Here is a 21,221-nt window from a genome sequence, read left to right as displayed (position 1 = left end):
GCTTAAAAGGAATTGAAGCGAATGAAGATCGCTTAAAAGAGTATGTTGAGAAAAGTGTAGGAATTATTACAGCCGTGAACCCTCATATCGGTTATGAAGCAGCAGCTCGCGTTGCGAAAGAAGCAATTGCAACAGGGCAATCTGTTCGAGAACTTTGTGTGAAAAATGGTGTATTGTCACAAGAAGACTTAGAGTTAATTCTAGATCCATTCGAAATGACACACCCAGGGATTGCAGGAGCAATTCTTTTAAAGAAAAATTAAAAGAAGAGGGGGGACAAGTCCCTCCTCTTTTTTTCAATATAGGGATGCTATATGTGAATAGAGGTAGGGATGTTATGAGTAGCTTCTAATGCTTCATTAGAAACGACATTAAGAGGAGCAGAATTATAATTAACATCACTTTTAAATAAAGAGGATTTATTTAAAACATCCTATCATATTAACAACAAGCTTACATGAATCTTTATAAAGAGCTATGGCCAACCACGAATAAATAGTTGGCCATAATGATCTTAAAGATCCATATCTTTTAATCCGGGACTATGCTCATTTGGCATTTCAGGAAGTTCTGGTACAGGAAAACCTTTTGGTGGGTCAGTTACTGTTAATGTTCCTTTATTTCTACTTGGAGATTCACCTTGGAATATTTCCCCCATTCTTGTTGGATCTAAACTAAAATTAAATTGTGCGTTATGGAATCCCATGTCTACATACTTTCTGCACTCTGGGTATTTATTAATATCATAGTTCGGCACAGGGAAGAGTTTCCCCCATTCAACGCCTAATGTTTCTAAAGCTTTTGCGAAAGCATTTTGATGTGCATTATCACGTACAATTAAAAATGCAAGTGTTTCTCTAAAAGTTTGATTGGAACTCATTTCATAAATTCTAGTTTTTTGAAGTACACCTGTAGATTCAAGTACTACGTTATCTAATAAATCGCTAATTAAATTCCCATGACTATATACCCAAGATCCATTCCATGGGTTGCCAGCTGCATCAACAGGCAATGAACTTTGAGCACCTACAATAAAGTGGTGAGGATTTGCATGTTTAACCGCTTCATCAAGTGGTGCGTTGTCAATACCAGCATTTCCTGGCGTAGGTTCACCAGATCCAGTTAATAGTTGATTAATTGTATGTTGTACAAGTTCTACATGGCTTATTTCCTCTAAAAAAACACCTCGAAGTAAATCGCGATATTGCTTCTCTTTGCCTCTAAAATTTGAGCTTTGGAAGAAATATTGCATCATTGTACGCATTTCACCATAATGCCCGCCTAATATTTCTTGTAAAACTTTTGCGGCAGCTGGGTCTGGTTTATCCGGCTTAATCATATTAATTATTTCTTCTTTATAATAAAACATGAAGGACACCTCTTTTTAAGTTAGTTAACATTGTTATCGTGTCCGCTAGTTGGTTACTTAATACTTAAATTCATTTTTTTACCAATAAATCGTTACCTTAAAATGCAAAGTCTTTTGAAATAACTCTTTTCGATGTGAGATGAAAGTGAGGGAATAGCTACTTAGCATGTAATAAAAAAAGATAAGATTATGGAGTGCAATCTTACCTTTTTATAAAGAATAACAAATTGTATCTTCAAGGTTTCAAAATGACTTTTATACAATCATCTTCACGATTATTAAAAATTTGATAACCGTAGCTCGCTTCTTCAAGGGGGATTTTGTGTGTAATAATCTCTTTTGGATCAAATTCTTTATTTGTTATTTTTTCAAATAGTTCTGGCATAAAATGAATGACAGGTGCTTGTCCCATTTTAAGATTAATATTTCTAACCCAAAATGCTCCGAGTGGAAATGCATTATAATTGCCACCATAAACGCCAGTCATTTGAACCGTTCCATATTTTCTTACAGCTTTTGTAGCAATTTGAATAGGGCCGAGAGTTCCGCCTTGTAATTTCAATTTTTGTTCCAGAAATTCTAGTGGCGATTTCTTTCCATCCATTCCCACGCAATCAATGACTACATCGGCACCGCCATGTGTAATTTCCTTTAAATGTTCTCCCATATCTGGAAATTTTGTAAACTCAAATACCTCAACGTTGTTAATCTTTTTTGCATAATTCATCCGATAATCTAAGTAATCCACTGCAATTACACGTTTAGCGCCTTGCATCCAAGCAAATTTTTGTGTCATTAATCCAACAGGTCCACAACCAAGGACGATAACAGTATCACCTGGCTTAACGCCTGCATTTATTACACTCCAATAGGCTGTAGGTAAAACATCTGATAAAAATAGTAGGGATTCATCTTCAAGCTCGCATGATTCCGGTATAACAAATGGAGTAAAATTTCCAAATGGAACTTTTAAATATTCTGCTTGTCCGCCTGGATGATTACCAAATTTCTCCGTATAACCAAAGTATCCACCAGAATCGTAATGAGGGTTTGAGTTATCACATTGACTTTCCATTTCATGTTGGCAATAGAAACAATGTCCACAAGAAACGTTGAAGGGGATGACAACACGATCGCCTTTTTTCACTTTAGTGACATCTGGCCCGACTTCTTCAACGATTCCCATTGGTTCATGGCCGATAATGTATCCTTGAGGTAAGGGCATGTTACCTTGATATAAATGTAAATCAGAACCGCAAATAGCGGTTGAAGTAATCCTTACAATAATATCATCTTTTTTCTCTAACTTTGCATCATCAACTTGTTTAACTTGTACTTGGTTTGGTCCTTGATAGGTTACAGCTTTCATCTCATATCTCCTTAGAAATCATTTTTCATAATTTATATGTATCTCTTGGCAAAACAGAAATCTTTAGTAAAGAGAAATTTACACATATTGTTGTTATGAAAGTACGTTATAGCAACTCTTCTTTCTTATGTCTTTTGCTCTATTTTAAGAAGAAACTCAATATTTATTCACAATAAAATTTCCATAAAAAGGATAATTATTATTTCATAATTTGTAACATATTAAAAACATCGGAGGTGAAATAATATGGCAAACAATAATAGTGGAAATCGTAATGAATTATTAGTTCGAGGCGCTGAACAGGCTCTTGATCAAATGAAATATGAAATTGCACAAGAGTTTGGTGTACAACTTGGTGGAGATACAACAGCTCGTTCAAACGGATCTGTTGGTGGTGAAATTACAAAACGTTTAGTAGCAATGGCTGAACAACAACTTGGTGGTAGAGCTAACCGCTAAGTAAATGGGCATACAATATAGCAGGTATGTAAATCAATTTCTTTTGTATATGTATAAAAACAAACCCTTATAGTAAATGAATTCTCACTCAAAGATTATCGATAATCTTCTTTCATAATCTTTGAGTATTTGATTTGTAAACTACTTTCCTAAACAATAAACACACAGTGTTGGAAAGGTGTTTTCCATGCATAGTAGAAAATCTTTTGCAGGAAAAAGCATACTTAAAAATTTGGTTTCAATATTGAAATCAATATTTATTATGATATTTTCGAAAGGGAGGAATTTAAAGATGGGTATTTTAAGTGGAAATCCTCAAAATGAACCGTTACATTACGGAGAAGTATTTGATATTTGGAGTTATCTTTTAGCTGCACAAGGTGCAATTGCAAGCCATCAAGTGTTTATGAATCATACAGGTGATGAAGATTTGAAGAAGTTTTTAGAAGGCTTAATTGAAAATGATATGAATTCGGAGATAGAAGAGTTAAAAACTCTTTTAAAGGTTAATGGCGTAGCTTTACCACCTGCTCCTCCAGAACGACCAGTTGCATCTATCGAAGACATTCCCCCAGGGGCACGTATTAATGATGTTGAAATAGCAGCAGCTGTTGCTACAGGATTAGCAGCTGGACTTGTGACATGTAGTCAAGTGATGGGAAAATGTCTTCGAGAAGATGTAGGCATGCTATTCGGACAATTTCATATGAAAAAGGCGCAAGCAGGTGTAACTTTGCTGCGTTTAAGTAAGAAAAAAGGGTGGGTAGTACCACCTCCGTTACATGTAAGAAATTCTGATCAAGCTTAATAAACAAAAATAAAAAAGTGGCGTTGGCCACTTTTTTATTTTTTAGATGTATCCTCAAGCTTGGATTTATTTATTGTGGAAGAATCCATATATTCATCTGACATTTCCATAGCATATTTATCATGGCGAATATGATTGTGATTTCTTAATTCATCGTCGTTATGCAGTACTAACCTCTTCATATAAATGTGGAAGAAAACCTCTATTCCGCCAATAATTAATGTGGCCATAAATGAAGAAAATCCAATATTACGAGTAGCATCTAAATTAGTAAATAAGGATGTTAAAAGCCAAATTCCGAAGAAGGTTAAGCCAAAATCTGCCATTGTAGCAATCATATTTCCGTATTTAGGCAAAATGAAGAGATCGCCAATTAAATAGGCAGCTCCTGTTAAGAAAAGAGAAATGAGTAATACTCTAGGAATGGAAATGCCTTGAAAGATACCAAGTACGATAAGTAATACTGCAGTTATCGCTGTGTATTTAATTAATAAAGCAACAATATGTTTCATTATTTTCCTCCATTGTTTAAACGTATATGGAATAAAAGATTTCATTAAAAACGGGTTATGCTATATAGCGTAACCCACTTTAATCAACCTTTAATGGTAAGAAGTACAACCTGGGTAAGAAGCAGGCTTATACTATGGATAGTATTTGCGGAATATCGAGCTTTATTCATAAAGGGTAGTTCCATTCTTATAATAGAGATGTTGCCTAAGTACAGTGTTTTTTCATATTAAACTTAATATTCGTTGGTGTTTTGATTCATTAATATAAAAATAAACAAAGTATTTCCGCATTTAATGCATCTTTTTATCTATATATTTTCCGTAATCAGGTACAGCAATTTTATCAAACTCTTGAACCAGTGTTTTGAGGCTTGTTGATAGCAATTCACCTGACATTGGTATCCCATGTCCAGTAATAGCGACTAGAGGCTTTAATTCTTCTAATTTAATGACTGATTCTTTAGCTGCTTTCCAGTCTGTTGTTAAATAACGAGGCGGACCGCTTATTTCCTGTTCTTGAGTTATTACTTTATACAGATACTCCTGTTTCACTGTAACAAAAGCGTCCCCAGCAATTAAAGTTCGGTCTTTCTCTCTGAATAATGAAATATGCCCAGGAGTATGCCCTGATGTATGAATCCATCTAAACTCTGGCATATGGGGAACAGTTCCATCGGTAGGTAGTGCTTTTACGCTATTTCCTAAATCAATCGGTTCATTAGGGAACAGGGGAGACATTTTCGCTACCATACCACCTTCAACTGTTGGATCTGGTTCAGGATAGCTTTGTTGTCCAGTCAAAAACGGTATCTCCATTTGATGGGCATAGACTGGAACATCCCAATATTTAATGAGTTCAATTATTCCTCCAACATGATCAAAATGGCCGTGAGTTAAAATAATTGCTTTTGGGCGACTATTGGTACCAAATCGATCCTCAGCGATAGAGATAATTTCATTTGCACATTTAGGCATTCCAGCGTCAACTAAAACAAAATCATCGGTATGCGGATTCCCAACAAAACATATGTTGACGATTTGAATCGTGTAGCAAAACAAATCAGGCAATACTTCGATGCCATGACCACTTTCAATTGAAGTTGCTGGAATAAACTTGTAATCACTTCCGTAATTCATCTCATTGTCCACTTTTTATCCCCCTTACTATATGTTCATACGACATTATAGTTCCCTAATTTCTCAAATCCATTTTGGAGGATTTGAGAAAAGAATGAGTGGGGGGATTAAAAAAGCAATAATTTACTCCTAGAATTAAGATGGAGACATATCAATTTATATAAAGTGCAAACAAAAAATATTGATTGTAAAGTCGTAGTTTCTACTATTATTTTGAGTTTAAGTGTATATCTTTTAAGAGGATATACCAAGTTCTTTTATTTTGATAATTACTTGAAACTTGAATAGGGAAAACATGATCAAGCCCCCATTCTAATTCGTTTATTTCATTTTCAAGTCCTGTTGGATAGAGTAAAAGAATCTTAAAATTATTTTTAACAATATTTGATAAAACGGTTTGTAATTCTAGTGCTTCAGTCAAGTTTCCGCCCCATCTAACAAATAAAATGGATTGTGAATGATGAATTTTTTCGTAAAAGTTATCAATTCTTCGATCTAATTTTTGTTTAAAATCATGGTATGTGATGAACCAATCTTCATTTGGAACAACAGGGAAATCATGATAAGATGTTACGTTATATTTTGTGTCTTTTATAATATGAGAAAAAACAGGTTGTATCACACCATCATTAAACACAATATTTTGTTCCTGCATTGCGTGCATGTTTTTTAAATCCATAAAGTCTATAAAATTATTTTTCAATAATGTGTTGATAGAAGAAAGATTCGGTGATTCAAACCAATCTAGAGGACCTGAATATTTCCGCAGCCTATATTTTTTTAGATGAATAGCGGTATAACAATTTTCCCCTAAACTAATAACATCATCATAAATTCCTTGAAGTTTTTTCATTTCCAATACAATCATCCTTTTTTTGGAAAGTGGGAGAACTAATTCATTATAAATAATATATGTATGTATAAAACCTCCTGTGAAAAGGCTCACAGGAGGTTAAACTAAAGCGTATTTCGAGTTATATACTATTTGTCGAGGTAAGAATTGTGTGTGATAATTAATGGCGTGTTATAAAAAAGGAGAAAAACAGAAGTACATTGAAGTTAGTTGTGAATAAATTATAATTTAAAATTGAGCGGAAATAAGGAGCCCCAGTTACTTCATTATGCAACTGGGGCATTTTTTAATCTCTTCCTAACTTAATTATATCATGTAAATCAAGTTCGAAATAGACTGTTTCTTCTCATTTACTACTGTTACAATCAAGTACACATGCAAAGTAAGGAGAGATGTTACATGAGTTCTTTCGTTCTCGATTTTCAGGAAATAGAAAAAACGCAGCTTTTTCTCGTCGGTGGAAAAGGATTGAATTTAGGGGAGTTAACAAACATTCAAGGTATACAAGTACCCGAAGGTTTTTGTGTTACAACGGTAGGATATGAAAAGGCTATCGAGCAAAATGAAGAGCTTCAAACTTTGTTGCAGCAGCTAACAAAGTTGAAAATGGAAGAGCGTGCTCAAATTGGTGAAATGAGTAAGAAGATTAGAGAAGTCATTATGGCAGTAGAAATCCCTACTGATGTAGTGGAAGCAGTAGCTCATTATCTCTCGCGTTTTGGAAATGAACATGCGTATGCCGTGCGTTCGAGTGCTACGGCTGAAGATTTACCGTATGCTTCATTTGCAGGTCAACAAGATACGTATTTAAATATTATTGGAGAAGAAGCGATTTTACAGCATGTAAGAAAGTGCTGGGCGTCTTTATTTACAGAGCGAGCAGTTACGTACCGCATGCAAAATGGTTTTGAACATAATCAAGTTTCTATATGTGTTGTCATTCAAAAAATGGTTTTCCCTGAGGCTTCAGGGATTTTATTTACTGCGGATCCGATTACTTCGAATAGGAAGGTGTTGTCAATCGATGCCAGCTTTGGACTTGGCGAGGCGCTAGTATCTGGATTGGTTTCTGCCGATAATTATAAGGTAAAAGAAGATGAAATCGTCGAAAAGGTCATCGCAACGAAAAAATTAGCCATCTATGGACGAAAAGAAGGCGGAACAGAGAGAAAGAAAATTGCTCCTAATCAGCAAAAACTTCAAACATTGTCTGAACAACAAATTTTACAACTAGCAAGTATCGGAAGACAGATTGAAGCTTATTTTGGTTGTCCGCAAGATATTGAATGGTGTTTAGCCCATAATACATTTTATATTGTCCAAAGTCGCCCCATTACGACTTTATATCCAATTCCTGAAGAAAATGATGGGGGAAATCATGTATATATATCAGTTGGCCATCAACAAATGATGACTGATGCGATGAAACCACTTGGGTTATCTTTTTTCCTGTTAACGACTAATGCTCCTATGCGTAAAGCGGGAGGACGGCTGTTTGTTGATGCTACGCAACAATTAGCTTCACCTGCTAGCAGAAATTACTTAATAAACACTTTAGGAAAATCAGATCCACTCGTAAGAGATGCATTAACGACTATAATCGAGCGAGATAATTTTATTACATTGTTGCCGGATGATGAAAAAGAAAAGATTGTTAGTAAAAATAAGCAACTTGCAAATTCGCAACCAGAAATCGAAAATAATCCGGCAATCGTTACGAATTTAATACAGAATAGTGAAGCATCAATCAAAGAGTTAAAACGAAACATGCAAATGAAATCAGGGGTGGATGTACTTAATTTTATTTTGGAAGACATCCAGCAATTAAAAAAAGTATTATTTAACCCGCAAAGTATCGCTGTTATTATGGCAGGAATGAATGCTTCAGCATGGATGAATGAAAAAATGGAGCAATGGCTAGGCGAAAAAAATGCAGCAGACACGCTTTCTCAATCGGTACAAAATAATATTACATCTGAAATGGGTTTAGCATTAATGGATGTCGCTGATGTGATTCGGTCATATCCAGAAGTTATTACGTATTTACAACATGTAGAAAATGAGAACTTTTTGGATGAAATAGTTCAGTTTAAAGGTGGAGAAGAAGCTCGAGATGCCATTCTAACTTTTCTAAATAAATACGGAATGAGATGTAGCGGAGAAATCGACATTACGAAAACGCGCTGGAGTGAAAAGCCAACTACAATTATCCCGATGATTTTAAATAATATAAGAGATTTTGAATATGGTGCGAGTAAGCGGAAATTTGAAGAAGGACTGCAAGAAGCTTTAAAAAAAGAAGAAGAGTTAGTAAATCGATTACAGCACTTACCGGGTGGAAAACAAAAAGTAGAAGAAACGAAGCGAATGATTCGTAATATCCGTAATTTTATCGGCTATCGTGAATATCCAAAATACGGTATGATTAATCGTTATTTCATATATAAGCAAGCGTTACTGAAAGAAGCTGAGCAACTTGTGCAGAGCGGTGTCATTCATGAAGTTGATGATATATACTATTTAACTTTTGAAGAACTTCACGAAGTAGTTCGCACGAATAAACTAGATTATGAGCTTATCCAAAAACAAAAAAATGATTACAAATTATATGAAAAACTAATGCCTCCTCGTATAATGACGTCTGATGGAGAAATCATTACAGGTAAATATAAACGAGAAAACCTCCCAGATGATGCGATTGTAGGTTTGCCTGTTTCTTCAGGAGTGATTGAGGGGAGAGCTCGCGTTATTTTAAACATGGAAGAAGCGAATTTAGAAGAGGGCGACATATTAGTTACAGCTTTTACTGATCCGGGCTGGACACCATTGTTTGTGTCTATAAAAGGGTTAGTCACTGAAGTTGGCGGACTTATGACGCACGGAGCAGTAATTGCACGTGAATATGGATTACCGGCAGTTGTTGGAGTAGAGAATGCTACGAATTTAATAAAAGACGGACAACGAATTCGGGTACATGGAACAGAAGGGTATATTGAAGTGTTGTAATGAAATAAAAGAACATCCGCTATTATAGTGGATGTTCTTTTATTATATAGCTAAATTATTTCTTTAAGCCAGCTGCATAAAAAGGCCCATGAACTGCGATTGTTGATAAAAAGTGAGCAATTTCCTCTGGTGTTTCTTTTTGCCCGTTATTTAGCCATTGCTGAATCACACCAATATGAGCAGATGCCATATTTGTCATTGGGTTCGGTCTTACATGGATCGCGGATGGTATGGTAGGGGTAAATATTTCGAACTTCACAGATACGGCACTGTTTCTATCTATTACATCCTTTAGTTTCTTCTTAATGATATCGGCGGTACTTTCATTAGTTGGACTAAAGGGAATCGGTGTATTCGCTCTCTTACTATTCTTCGGGGCACCGTTATTATCGTTAGCACCGGAAATGTTGTTACCATTTTATCAAGACTGGGTGTACGCATGGTTGCCAATGCGATTTATGATTGAAGGGCTTAGAGAAATATTCTTCTTCGGAAAAGGATTAAGCTGGAGTACACCTCTTACTGTGCTCGTTTGGATTGGTGCAGTAAGTATGATGATTATTTTAGCGACTGCTTTCAAACGTAGTGGAGTAAAGGAACAAAAAACTGAAGTGAATGCATAAAAATTAATAAAGGAAAAACCGTTTCACTAGTAGTGGAGCAGTTTTTTATGTTGAAATACATGTAAGTGTACAAAATATATTGATATAATGAAAAGGGAGTTAGTTGTTTGTTGAACTAACTGTCCCTTAGCTAGGCTTGGGATGTAGAAATCCTCCTGAAAAACCTGTTGTACTATATAATGATTATCTCTGATATGCTTTAATTTTGTTAGTTTTTCTGCATTTTCTACCACACAACGTGAAATCGTAGAGGGTGTTGCAAAGTTAACAAAATATAAACATGCAAAAATAAATGCATAAAGAAATATAGTACTCAAGATTATTTTTAAAAAGTAAGGATTTCATAATAAAGCTCTTTGAAGAGGGGATAAACAAATAGACTAGTTTAAAATTGAACGTATGAAAAAGGAATGAGAGGAAGAGTAAAATGAAGCAGATTTCAATATTAATAGCGGATGATGAGGTGGAAATTGCGGAGTTAATTGGGATACATTTAGAAAAAGAAGGTTATCATGTTGTGAAAGCTACTGATGGAGAAGAAGCAGTTCTTATCATTCAATCGCAACCAATTGATTTAGTTATTTTAGATATTATGATGCCAAAAATAGATGGTTATGAAGTAGCAAGACAAATTCGTATCAAACATAATATGCCAATCATTTTCCTAAGCGCGAAAACATCTGATTTTGATAAGGTGACAGGTCTTGTACTAGGTGCGGATGATTATATGACAAAGCCTTTTTCACCAATTGAATTAGTTGCACGTGTAAATGCACAATTACGCAGATTTCTTACGTTAAATCAACCGAAAGTAGAGGAGAAGAAATCCGTTTTAGAAACAAGCGGAGTGGCTATTAATCTTGATCAACGAAAGGTAAATGTATATGGCGAACAAATTGAATTAACTCCAAAAGAGTTTGATATTTTATATTTATTAGCGAGTCATCCGAAGAAAGTGTACAGTGTGGAACACATTTTTCAGCAAGTGTGGACGGGTGATTATTACGATGGTGGAAGTACGGTTGCGGTACATATTCGTACTTTACGAAAAAAAATTGGGGAGGATACAAGAAAGGATAAGTTAATAAAAACGGTATGGGGGGTAGGTTATACGTTCAATGGCTAACATGATGAGAAGTTTTCGTTTTAAAATGATTGCCTTGTTTGCGCTAAGCATGGTATTAGCAGCTGGTGGAACATATATAATTTATAAAGTATTACAGCTTTATTATAGAACGATGGTACGTTACGAAGATTATTTAGCTCAATTTAGACCAATTGTAGATATTAAATTCTTTTTAATGTGTTTTATCCCACTATCTGTTGTATTCTTTTTCTTTTTAACAAAACCATACTTAAAATATTTTAATGAAATTTCTAACGGTATTCACCATCTTGCTAACGGTGATTTTACAAAGAGAGTTCATATTACTTCAAATGATGAATTTGGCGAGATTGCGCGTGAAATAAATATAGCGAGTGAAAAACTAAAAGAGGCTGTTGAGAGAGGTGACTTTGCAGAAAGTAGTAAAGATCAGCTCGTTGTTAATTTAGCTCATGACTTAAGAACGCCTTTAACGTCTGTTTTAGGTTATTTAGATTTAATTCTTAAAGATGAGAGTTTATCGAAGGAGCAAATTAAACATTTTTCTATGATTGCATTTGCGAAATCGCAGCGACTTGAAAGTTTAATTGATGAGTTATTTGAAATTACGCGAATGAACTATGGCGTGCTAAAGTTAGATAAAAAAACAATTAATATAAGTGAATTGCTTATACAATTAGATGAGGAATTATATCCATTATTGGAGAAACATCATTTAGAAGCTAGGTTGAATGTTAATCCTCATTTATATATTTATGGTGACGGGAATTTGTTAGCTCGAGTATTTGAAAATCTTGTAACAAATGCGGTTAGATACGGAGATACTGGCCAATTTATTGATATGAATGGATATATTGAAAATGGAGAGGTTATCATACAAATTATTAATTACGGAGATAGCATTCCAGAAGAAGATTTGCCCTATCTTTTTGACATGCTTTATACAGGTGATAAAGCAAGAACAGGGCAACAAGGTGGTACAGGCCTTGGGTTATTTATTGCAAAAAATATTGTTGAACAGCATAATGGAACGATTTCAGCAGAAAGTAATGTAATTAGAACAATATTTGAAGTAAGATTGCCAAAAGAAGAGAGTTCAAGAATTTAATAAAAATTTAATGTTTACCCCACTTTTTATTTAATTAGTTTTTTCTATCCTATACGTATGTTAGGTCAAGGAGGAACTGGTAATGAAAAAGTGGGGCTTTTTATATTGTACATAGTATGTACGAGGCTTTATATATCATTTTCAAAAACGTTCAAAAATTATTAAAGAAAAGGACGTACAGTTTCTAAAAGTAAAACACATGAAAAAGTGAGGATATTATGATATGAAGAAAGCAAAAAAACTAGTCATCGTTGGTATGGTCACAATTGGTTTAGGAGTAGGGTCGTATATGACATTTGCAGGAGAATCTGAACCAGTTGAAACTTATAAAACATATGAAGTGACAGAAAAACAAATAGAGGAGGAGCAAAAATTAGGCGGAGAGGTTATCCCAAATGGTATAGAAACAATTTCATTCGATCCAACAAAAGGTACGTATGAAATAGCTGTTAAAAAAGGTGATGAAATAAAAAAAGGGCAACTTCTTTTTAAATATAATGACCCAATTACTAAACAAGGTGTAACAGAAGCGGAAATGCAAAAGAAAATTGCGCAAAAAGAAGTAACATTGCATCAGAAACAAATGGATGCAGCGAAGCAGAAATTAAAAAAAGATAAAAACGCTGGTCTTCCTGAGGGAACGTTAAAAGCATCAGAAATCGAAGTACAACAATTAGAATCACAAATTGAAATGAAAAGGTTTGAAGTAGAAAAAGCTGATGAAATGATTAAAGCAGCAAAAGAGAAAGTAAACACACTTTCAGTAACGAGCCCGGCTGATGGTGTAATTGATGACATCGTCAAAAATAATGATGCTGGAATGAGTGGGATTACGCTTCGTCACGCTGGTCCATTTAAAGTAAAAGGTCAACTGTCTGAATATGAGCTTGCGAGTGTGAAAGTTGGACAAGAAGTAATAGTTTCATCAAAAACTGTATCTGGTAAGACGTGGTCAGGAAAAGTTACAGAAATCGGATCTACACCAGTAAAGAATATGGATGAAAACAAAAGAGTTTCTAGCTATCCATTCACTGTTACATTAAACGAGAGTGAAGGATTACAAAACGGTTTCCACGTAAACGTGACAAATAAAACAGGCGAAGCAACAGGTACAATCGTTCCGAAAAGCAGTATGGTGAAAAAAGGTGACAAAGATGTTGTATTCGTTGTCAAAGATGGAAAAGCGAAAGAACAAGTAGTTACGGTTGAATTTGAAACGGATCATGAAGCAAAAGTTTCTGGAGTGAAAAAAGGTGTACAAATTATCTCTGAACCTATGAAAAATGTAAAAGATGGTATGGAGGTTAACACAAAATGATTCATTTAAAAGACATCACGAAATCTTTTCAAAACGGTACAGAGTCCGTCCAAATATTACATGGAATCGATGTAATACTGAATCAGGGGGAATTCACTTCCATTATGGGACCATCAGGTTCTGGTAAGTCAACCTTAATGAACATTATCGGTTGTTTAGATAAACCAACTGCAGGTACGTATGAGCTAGCTGGTCAAAACATTTCAACTATGTCTGAAACAGAACTTGCACACGTACGTAATAAAGAAATCGGCTTTGTATTCCAAAATTTCATGTTACTACCAAGGCTTACAGCCCTTCAAAATGTAGAATTACCTCTTATTTATGCAGGAGTTGATAAAAAAGAAAGACGCGAGCTTTCGTTAGCTGCTTTAACGAAAGTTGGGTTAGCTGAACGTGCTACTCATCTTCCAAGTGAGTTATCAGGTGGTCAAAAACAGCGTGTTGCTGTAGCGCGTGCAATTGTAAATAATCCGAAATTTATTTTAGCCGATGAACCAACTGGTGCACTTGATACGAAAACGAGTGAACAAATTATGGAGCTCTTTTACGAATTAAATAAACAAGGTTCAACGATTATTATGATTACTCACGATCGTGAAATCGGAGAAGCAGCAGCACGTCAAATTGTAATTCGTGACGGCAATATCGTACAAGATTGGAGAGAATAAATTTGAATACGAATGAAAATATACGCATGGCCATATCTTCTATTTTTGCGCATAAAATGCGATCTATATTAACAATGCTAGGTATTATTATTGGAATAAGTGCAATTATTACAATTATTTCAATGGGAGATGGACAGACTGCAAAGATGCAAAAGGAACTTGCAGAGAATCAGCATATAGATGAACTTAAAATAGAATACTTCAACCCGGATTTTCCGACAGAAAAAGCAAAAATTACACCACATATGGTAAAGCAATTGCAAGTGATACGAGGTGTAAAAGATGTGTATCCCAATGTGCATAGGGACGTAAAAGTATATACGGGATCAAAAAATGTTTCCTTTAGTTTAAATGGGGGAACAGGAAACTTTATGCAGGACTTTAAAATGAAGATGGTGCATGGGCGAGAGTTAACAACGGATGAACTGAAAAAGCCAATTCCTGTTGTAATTGTAGCTGAAGATTTATTTAAAACACTATTTGATACTTGGAAAGATTATTTGTATATAGATATAAAAGGAAAACCATATAAAGTTGTCGGGGTGTACAAATATGAAGACGGTTTTCAACGTCAATTTAAATTGTATGAAGGATATACATCTATCGACAATGCATCTTTAATTGCAGGGATTGAGGAATACGATACAGTGAAAATTAAGTTATCTTCTCCAAGTGAGCGAGAGGCTGTAGAAAAACAAGCTATATCTGTATTGAATGAATTGAAATCCCCAGAATTTGAGCATTCTTTTACAGTGGAGGATACGAAAGCATATGGTCAAAAAATAGAAGAGTCAACACGAACGATGAAAATAGTATTTGCTAGTATTGCTGGGATTTCCTTACTTGTAGGTGGTATTGGTGTGATGAATATTATGTTAGTATCCGTTACAGAGCGTACACGTGAAATAGGTATTCGAAAAGCGCTCGGTGCAACGAGAGGAAAAATATTAACACAATTTCTCATCGAAGCATGTATTTTAACGTCATTAGGCGGGGCGATTGGTTTTGGATTAGGTATGTTTTTTGCTTGGATCGCTTCATCAATAGGTGAATGGCCACTAGTTATTTCTGTAAGTCTTGGATTACTCTCAGTTGGAATATCGATGTCAATTGGTATTGTCTTTGGCATACTGCCGGCTAATAAAGCGGCTAAATTAGATCCGATTGAGTGTTTGCGATATGAATAAGTGAAAAGGTAATTTTTTAGTAAGGTGTTTTCAAAAAGTCATTGATGTAATGTCTTCTATTTCTGGAGGGCTGGCTGGTGACCTTATCTAGCTGTGCCCTTTGTCATATTTTACATCAATTATTTCCTGGAGGTTCAGATAAATGAATTTATTTGATATAGTTCAACGTAACATACGGCGTAATTTTAAAGAGTATATACTTTATTTTGTATCGTTAGCTTCAAGTATGCTTATCTATTTTATATTTGCATCACTTCGATATAGTACTCAAATAAAAAAAGAAATGGTTAATAATGTGATGATTAATAGTGTTCTTCAATCTTCAAAAGTGATTCTCATTATTTTTATAGCCATATTTATTATTTATTCTACTAATTTTTTTATAAGGAAACGTAAAAAAGAGGTAGGATTATATTCTTTACTAGGAATAACTAAAAAACAAATTGGTACGATGTTATTTTGTGAGACTATGATAATGGGAGGCTTTGCTTTAGTAGTTGGCATACTGATTGGCAGTATGAGTTTTAAGTTATTTTTAGAGCTGCTAATGAGTTTAATGAAATTAAATGTACCTATTCATTTTGAGTTATCTATAAAAGCAATAATAGACACGTTCATCGTCTTTTTATCTATTTTATTATATACAGCATGGAAAAACTCTCGCATTATTTATAAATTTCCATTGATTGAAATGTTTCAAGCTAATCATCAAGGAGAACGGATGCCAAAAGGTTCTGTACTTAGGGCGTATATAGGTCTTATTTTAATGGGATTAGGATATATATTAGCAGGCTTCTTCCGTGAAGTAGTAAATATTGTGCGGAATCCCATTGATCCTATGAACCCTATTATAAATCCTATAATGATTCCAGTTTTTATTTTGCTTTTAGTTGTTTTTGGGACATATTTTCTATTCACTTCTTATACAGTTATTGTTTTAAAGAAAATTAGAAGTAAAAGAGAAATATTTTATAGCGGTATAAATATAATAAACATTTCGCAATTACTATACCGAGTAAAAGGGAACGCTAAGTTACTTGCAACAATTGCTATATTAAGCGCTACAGCTTTAACGGCAATTAGTACAGTCGCAGCAGGGTATTATGTAGGGCAATCTGAAACAAATGGAGATTTTATGCAACTGTATGGAGTTGCGTTATTTATTGGAAGTTTTTTAGGGGGAATATTTGTTTTGGCGACAGGTTCAATTATATATTATAAACAATTATCTGAAGCGTATGCTAATCAGAGATATTATGAAACTCTTCGGAAAATAGGTGTTACGAAAAAAGAGGTAAGAAAGTCAATTTCGAAACAAGTTAGCTTTAGTTTTATTTCACCTCTAATAGTCGGACTTGTTCATAGCTTATTTGCGATACCGATAATTAACAATATACCTATAAATAACATCATTATTCCAATTTTAATTAGTAGTGGTGCATATTGCATAATTTACTTTGGGTATTATGTATTAACTGTTTATTCCTATTTTAAAGTTGTGTATAAATGAAATGTGTAAAAGATAAAACCGGTTCACTATTAGTGAACCGGTTTTTTTTGAATTCATTATTACTCTATAGGAAAATAAAGTAGTGATAGATAGGTTTTTTAATTGAAGAGTTCGGATTTGCGTTTTCCTTTTATATACATGCTCCTGCTATTTCAAATTGCATAAAATGTTATGTGAAATAATGGAGGGGATACGATGTATAATTCGAATGATTATGATTGGTATAGGCAAAATGATAAGTTGATTCGTGATATTGAGAAAGCAATTAATGGAGAGTTTAGTGCAATAAGTTGCTATGCGAAATTAGCCAACATGGCTCCAAATGCGGCGGAACGAAATCAAATTCTTGAAATTCGTAACGATGAAATAAAGCATTTCCATCATTTTGTACAGATCTATACAAATTTAACTGGTCAGCAGCCTAAACCACAAATTACAGAAGAATGTCCAAATACGTACTTACAAGGATTAGAATTCGCAATACAAGATGAACAGAAGACAGTAGATTTTTACTTGGAAATTTCAGATGAAGCATCGGATGCACATATGAAAGAGTTATTGCGCAGAATAGCTGCCGATGAACAAAATCATGCGGTGTGGTTTTTATATTATTTTGTGAAGACGAAGTGAGCATTAAGAATAAATGGCTGATGTGATGAATATATTAGAATTTATTTTAAAGCGCAGTGCAACAATTGCATGAAAAACTTAATAAGCATAAAGAAACCGTTTCATAAGTAGTGGGACGGTTTTTTTTCGCGGTGAAATACAAGTTACATAGATATCGACAAAATATGGTAATTGAATTTGGTATATAATGTATGAAATGAAAACGAAAATAAATAAGCTAGGAGCAAATAAATGAAAAGAGGAATTACAGTAGATATTCCAAATGAATATGATAATTTACTTTGGAAAGTGTTAAAGCCAATTGATATTTCTTCATATGATTGGTGGGTAGGGAGTGAGGAGTCATACTTAATAGCACGTGGTGGATTGGATGAGGCATTATTTCCAGAAGAACCAAGTATAGTGGAAGGATCAGATTTGAAAATATTATTTAAAGACAATATATATTATGTTATTTTTGCAGATTTAAAAGCGTATTCAAAAGGAGAGGAAGTAGTAGATATTGAAACATATGAAGAATTTAAAGAGAGTAAGTGTGAATTAGTTTTACTAGTTGCGGATTGTACATACGTCACAATTTACGCTAAAGATCAAAAACAGATTGAATTGATGTATGAAAACGCAAGGAATCAAGGTTATTATGTTGAATACGTTACCGACGAAAATGACGGTAGAACGCGTTTATCAGTATGATAGCGATAGGAAAGGGGAACAGCGATATGGAGAGAAATACAGTTAAAGAATATACAATTCGAACTGCTACTGAAGAGGAAAGCGATAGCATTATTACTCTATTAAAAGAAGTAGCACAATGGCTACAATATAAAGAAGTGGATCAGTGGCAGTATCTTTTAGGAGAGGAAGCTACGGCTGAAATACTAAAATGTATAAGAGAGAAATATACGTATATTGTTATGAAAGAAGATGAAATAGTTGGTACGATTACAGTTTCTCCTAAACAAAATGAATGGGATGAACATATTTTTGGTAAAGAGGAAGTTTCTAATTCATTATATATTCATAGATTTGCGGTGAAACGGAAGTATAAGGGGAACGGAATTGGAGAATGGATTTTACAGTGGATAGAAGAGAATGTGCAACATGACAAAGAGTATTTGAAGTTAGATTGCGTGGGGCATAATCGTACGTTAAATGATTTTTATAAGAAAAATGGTTTTGAATATGTTGGAAGTACGGATGGGCTTAGTAAGTTTCAAAAGAAAAGGAGAATGTGAATGCATCCAATTAACGTAAGTTTAGTTGAAAAGTTAATACAGGAACAGTTTCCCGAATGGGCCCATTTAGAAGTGAAACCTGTAAAGTTTAGTGGGCATGATAATAGGACGTTTCACTTAGGGTATGAGATGAGTGTAAGATTGCCAAGTGATGCGGCATATGCACCGCAAGTAGAGAAAGAAAATAGTTGGCTTCCTATATTAAGTAAGGGGCTTTCTTTACCGATTTCTACCCCACTTGCGAAAGGAAATCCGTCTGAAGCGTATCCATTGCCTTGGTCTATTAATAAGTGGATAGAGGGAGAAACAGTTACGAAACAAAACGTTCGGGATTTAAATGAATTTGCGGCGGACTTAGGATCTTTTTTAGTAGAATTGCAATCTATCAATGCGAGTAACGGACCTTTAGCTGGAACACATAATTTTTACCGAGGCGGACTTATATCTGTATATGATGAAGAGGCGAGAGTTGCTATTGAAAATAATAAGGATGTTTTTGACGAGGCATTATTAAAGCACCTTTGGAATGTAGCACTTAGTTCAACATGGGACCGTAAGCCAGTTTGGGTTCATGGAGATGTAGCACCGGGGAATTTACTCGTTAAAGAGGGAAAGCTTTGTGCCGTAATTGATTTTGGTATTTTAGGAGTAGGGGATCCGGCTTGTGATGCAGCGATGGCATGGACTTTTTTTGATAAGAATAGCAGAAACGTATTTAAAGAAGTGTTACGTATGAATGAAGAAACATGGAATAGAGCAAGAGGATGGGCACTTTGGAAGGCGTTAATTACATATGATACGAATAGGGATAGTAATGAAAAAGTAGCAGAAGAATCGTATCGTATCATTCAAGTGATTGTGGATGATTATGAGAGGTAATAGAAAAGCCTATTTTAAAATAGGCTTTTTCATATGATTAAATAGTAGAAATGGAAAGAAGGAATATAACATAATTATACAGAATATTTAGATAATAGGAGGTGTCGAATTTTGAGTGAAATTGAATTAAAGAGTAATGTAATTAAGACAGGGCGAGAGAAGGGGATTATTCTTCGGTTTATACTTGCTAGTCTCGTTGGAGTGTTTATGTTTTTCGTTCCTGTTACGATAAACGGTGCATCGTCTATTATGATTGATCATATCGTATCGTGGATTAGGGCTTCGGTTCCAGGCGTAGTACCTTATTATGCATTGTTCGTTATGGCGATTGGTGCGATTTATCCATTTTATACGAAGAAATGGAATGCATCTATCGTAGACATTTGTTTTTCTATTTTAAAAGTAGTTGGCGTTGTATTTGGCATATTATATTGTTTAAAAGTAGGACCAGCTTGGTTCTTTGCGCCAGATGTTGGACCGTTTTTGTATGAGAAGCTAGTCATATCAGTAAGTTTGCTCGTTCCAATTGGCTCGGCGTTTTTAGCGTTATTAGTCGGATATGGATTGCTTGAATTTATCGGTACATTTTGTCGGCCGATTATGAGGCCATTATGGAATACGCCGGGGAGATCGGCAATCGACGCAGTTGCGTCCTTCGTTGGAAGTTATTCGCTTGCTCTCCTTATTACGAATCGCGTGTATAAAGAAGGAAAGTATACGACAAAAGAAGCGGCGATTATCGCTACAGGATTTTCTACAGTATCCGCTACATTTATGATCATCATCGCAAAAACATTAGATATTATGCATTTATGGAATGTTTATTTTTGGACTACACTTGTTGTAACATTCATCGTGACTGCTATCACCGTAAGAATCCCACCCCTTAGTAGAAAACCAGATACATATGTAACAGAAGAAGGGTTCCCAGAGCCTGTTTATAAAGAGAAAATGTTAGAACGTGCTTGGGAAGATGCGTTAGAAGTATCAAAATCTGCACCGAGCATTATGAAAAATATTGCAGTGAATTTAAAAGATGGATTTATTATGACGATGGGAATTTTACCATCTATTATGTCAGTAGGATTAATTGGTATCGTCTTAGCGAAGTTCACGCCAATATTTGATTGGATTAGTTATATTTTCTATCCATTTACATGGCTATTACAATTACCGGAAGCAGAATTAGCTGCTAAAGCCGCATCAGTTGGTATTGCAGAAATGTTTTTACCGTCATTATTAGTAGTAAGTGCACCAATTGTGACAAAGTTTGTCATTGCAGTTGTTTCCGTATCATCTATTTTGTTTTTCTCCGCTTCCATTCCTTGTATATTATCAACAGATATTCCGTTAAAAGTGTCTGAACTTATTATTTTATATGTGCAGAGAACGATTTTAACGTTACTTATTATTACGCCGATTGCTTATTTATTGCTTTAAAG

At 34.6% G+C, this 21,221-nt stretch carries 20 protein-coding genes and 2 pseudogenes; 16 read left to right on the top strand and 6 right to left on the bottom strand.

Annotation, left to right across the window (positions count from 1 at the left end; translation table 11 throughout):
• On the top strand, nucleotides 1-263 hold a 263-nt coding region (locus EBQ15_RS08175), incomplete at its 5' end, for an aspartate ammonia-lyase (protein WP_118043540.1).
• 251 nt (nucleotides 264-514) lie between these two features.
• Here the strand turns inward: EBQ15_RS08175 and EBQ15_RS08170 are convergent.
• Complete coding sequence (locus EBQ15_RS08170) at nucleotides 515-1,369, bottom strand: manganese catalase family protein (RefSeq protein ID WP_033693035.1); 855 nt, start codon at nucleotides 1,367-1,369, stop codon at nucleotides 515-517.
• 235 nt (nucleotides 1,370-1,604) lie between these two features.
• Nucleotides 1,605-2,738 carry a zinc-dependent alcohol dehydrogenase gene (locus EBQ15_RS08165; protein WP_000649092.1) on the bottom strand — a complete coding sequence of 378 codons (1,134 nt, stop codon included), beginning with the start codon at nucleotides 2,736-2,738 and terminating at the stop codon, nucleotides 1,605-1,607.
• A gap of 246 nt (nucleotides 2,739-2,984) precedes the next feature.
• Between EBQ15_RS08165 and sasP the strand changes: the two genes are divergently transcribed.
• Together sasP and EBQ15_RS08155 are read left to right on the top strand one after the other, a co-directional pair.
• A complete protein-coding gene (gene sasP, locus EBQ15_RS08160; protein ID WP_000002834.1) occupies nucleotides 2,985-3,197 on the top strand; it encodes a small acid-soluble spore protein, SasP family in 213 nt (70 codons plus the stop codon).
• Between the two features lie 292 nt (nucleotides 3,198-3,489).
• Nucleotides 3,490-4,005, top strand: coding sequence for a DUF3231 family protein (locus EBQ15_RS08155; RefSeq protein WP_000512125.1), 516 nt, complete (start codon nucleotides 3,490-3,492; stop codon nucleotides 4,003-4,005).
• A 35-nt stretch (nucleotides 4,006-4,040) separates the two neighbouring features.
• Here EBQ15_RS08155 and EBQ15_RS08150 read toward each other — a convergent pair whose 3' ends face one another.
• The 3 genes from EBQ15_RS08150 to EBQ15_RS08140 form a co-directional block, all read right to left on the bottom strand.
• Complete coding sequence (locus EBQ15_RS08150; protein ID WP_016118201.1) at nucleotides 4,041-4,517, bottom strand: YndM family protein; 477 nt, start codon at nucleotides 4,515-4,517, stop codon at nucleotides 4,041-4,043.
• A 291-nt stretch (nucleotides 4,518-4,808) separates the two neighbouring features.
• On the bottom strand, nucleotides 4,809-5,666 hold the full coding sequence (locus EBQ15_RS08145) for an MBL fold metallo-hydrolase (protein WP_000368278.1): 858 nt from the start codon (nucleotides 5,664-5,666) through the stop codon (nucleotides 4,809-4,811).
• 196 nt (nucleotides 5,667-5,862) lie between these two features.
• A complete protein-coding gene (locus EBQ15_RS08140; RefSeq protein WP_002000036.1) occupies nucleotides 5,863-6,522 on the bottom strand; it encodes a DUF1796 family putative cysteine peptidase in 660 nt (219 codons plus the stop codon).
• A gap of 384 nt (nucleotides 6,523-6,906) precedes the next feature.
• On the opposite strand from EBQ15_RS08140, the gene ppsA reads away from it, so the two are divergent.
• Complete coding sequence (gene ppsA, locus EBQ15_RS08135) at nucleotides 6,907-9,513, top strand: phosphoenolpyruvate synthase (protein WP_000094188.1); 2,607 nt, start codon at nucleotides 6,907-6,909, stop codon at nucleotides 9,511-9,513.
• Between the two features lie 55 nt (nucleotides 9,514-9,568).
• Here the strand turns inward: ppsA and EBQ15_RS08130 are convergent.
• Nucleotides 9,569-9,703 (bottom strand): annotated as a pseudogene (locus tag EBQ15_RS08130) (TetR-like C-terminal domain-containing protein); the annotation flags it as partial.
• Here EBQ15_RS08130 and EBQ15_RS08125 point away from each other — a divergent pair.
• The 12 genes and pseudogenes from EBQ15_RS08125 to EBQ15_RS08070 form a co-directional block, all read left to right on the top strand.
• Nucleotides 9,693-10,136, top strand: a pseudogene (locus EBQ15_RS08125) (ABC-2 transporter permease); the annotation flags it as partial. The pseudogenes EBQ15_RS08130 and EBQ15_RS08125 sit on opposite strands and share 11 nt — an antisense overlap.
• 427 nt (nucleotides 10,137-10,563) lie before the next feature.
• Nucleotides 10,564-11,262 carry a response regulator transcription factor gene (locus tag EBQ15_RS08120; protein WP_000809865.1) on the top strand — a complete coding sequence of 233 codons (699 nt, stop codon included), beginning with the start codon at nucleotides 10,564-10,566 and terminating at the stop codon, nucleotides 11,260-11,262.
• Nucleotides 11,255-12,349 carry a HAMP domain-containing sensor histidine kinase gene (locus EBQ15_RS08115; RefSeq protein WP_000002612.1) on the top strand — a complete coding sequence of 365 codons (1,095 nt, stop codon included), beginning with the start codon at nucleotides 11,255-11,257 and terminating at the stop codon, nucleotides 12,347-12,349. The genes EBQ15_RS08120 and EBQ15_RS08115 overlap by 8 nt, the downstream gene beginning before the upstream one ends.
• Before the next feature lie 223 nt (nucleotides 12,350-12,572).
• A complete protein-coding gene (locus EBQ15_RS08110) occupies nucleotides 12,573-13,667 on the top strand; it encodes an efflux RND transporter periplasmic adaptor subunit (RefSeq protein WP_000709395.1) in 1,095 nt (364 codons plus the stop codon).
• The gene (locus EBQ15_RS08105) at nucleotides 13,664-14,338 is read left to right on the top strand and encodes an ABC transporter ATP-binding protein (RefSeq protein WP_000581539.1); all 675 of its coding nucleotides are present in this window, start codon (nucleotides 13,664-13,666) and stop codon (nucleotides 14,336-14,338) included. The genes EBQ15_RS08110 and EBQ15_RS08105 overlap by 4 nt, the downstream gene beginning before the upstream one ends.
• Before the next feature lie 2 nt (nucleotides 14,339-14,340).
• The gene (locus EBQ15_RS08100; RefSeq protein WP_001095283.1) at nucleotides 14,341-15,525 is read left to right on the top strand and encodes an ABC transporter permease; all 1,185 of its coding nucleotides are present in this window, start codon (nucleotides 14,341-14,343) and stop codon (nucleotides 15,523-15,525) included.
• A gap of 142 nt (nucleotides 15,526-15,667) precedes the next feature.
• A complete protein-coding gene (locus tag EBQ15_RS08095; protein WP_001047870.1) occupies nucleotides 15,668-17,035 on the top strand; it encodes an FtsX-like permease family protein in 1,368 nt (455 codons plus the stop codon).
• Between the two features lie 195 nt (nucleotides 17,036-17,230).
• Nucleotides 17,231-17,665 (top strand): ferritin-like domain-containing protein, encoded by a 435-nt coding sequence (locus tag EBQ15_RS08090; protein ID WP_000282808.1) that lies wholly within the window; start codon nucleotides 17,231-17,233, stop codon nucleotides 17,663-17,665.
• A 231-nt stretch (nucleotides 17,666-17,896) separates the two neighbouring features.
• Entirely contained in the window at nucleotides 17,897-18,358 is a 462-nt protein-coding gene (locus EBQ15_RS08085; protein ID WP_000820206.1) for a DUF2691 family protein, read from the top strand.
• A 26-nt stretch (nucleotides 18,359-18,384) separates the two neighbouring features.
• On the top strand, nucleotides 18,385-18,900 hold the full coding sequence (locus EBQ15_RS08080) for a GNAT family N-acetyltransferase (protein ID WP_000440852.1): 516 nt from the start codon (nucleotides 18,385-18,387) through the stop codon (nucleotides 18,898-18,900).
• Complete coding sequence (locus tag EBQ15_RS08075) at nucleotides 18,901-19,779, top strand: aminoglycoside phosphotransferase family protein (RefSeq protein WP_000553371.1); 879 nt, start codon at nucleotides 18,901-18,903, stop codon at nucleotides 19,777-19,779.
• Nucleotides 19,780-19,890: 111 nt separating this feature from the next.
• A complete protein-coding gene (locus tag EBQ15_RS08070) occupies nucleotides 19,891-21,219 on the top strand; it encodes a YjiH family protein (protein ID WP_001289419.1) in 1,329 nt (442 codons plus the stop codon).
• Nucleotides 21,220-21,221: the final 2 nt, after the last annotated feature.

This window comes from Bacillus sp. 2D03 (genome assembly GCF_003946765.1).
Taxonomy (GTDB): Bacteria; Bacillota; Bacilli; order Bacillales; family Bacillaceae_G; genus Bacillus_A; species Bacillus_A cereus.
The sequence above is the reverse complement of the archived record's forward strand: the minus strand, read 5'-3'. Positions and strand labels throughout refer to the sequence as shown.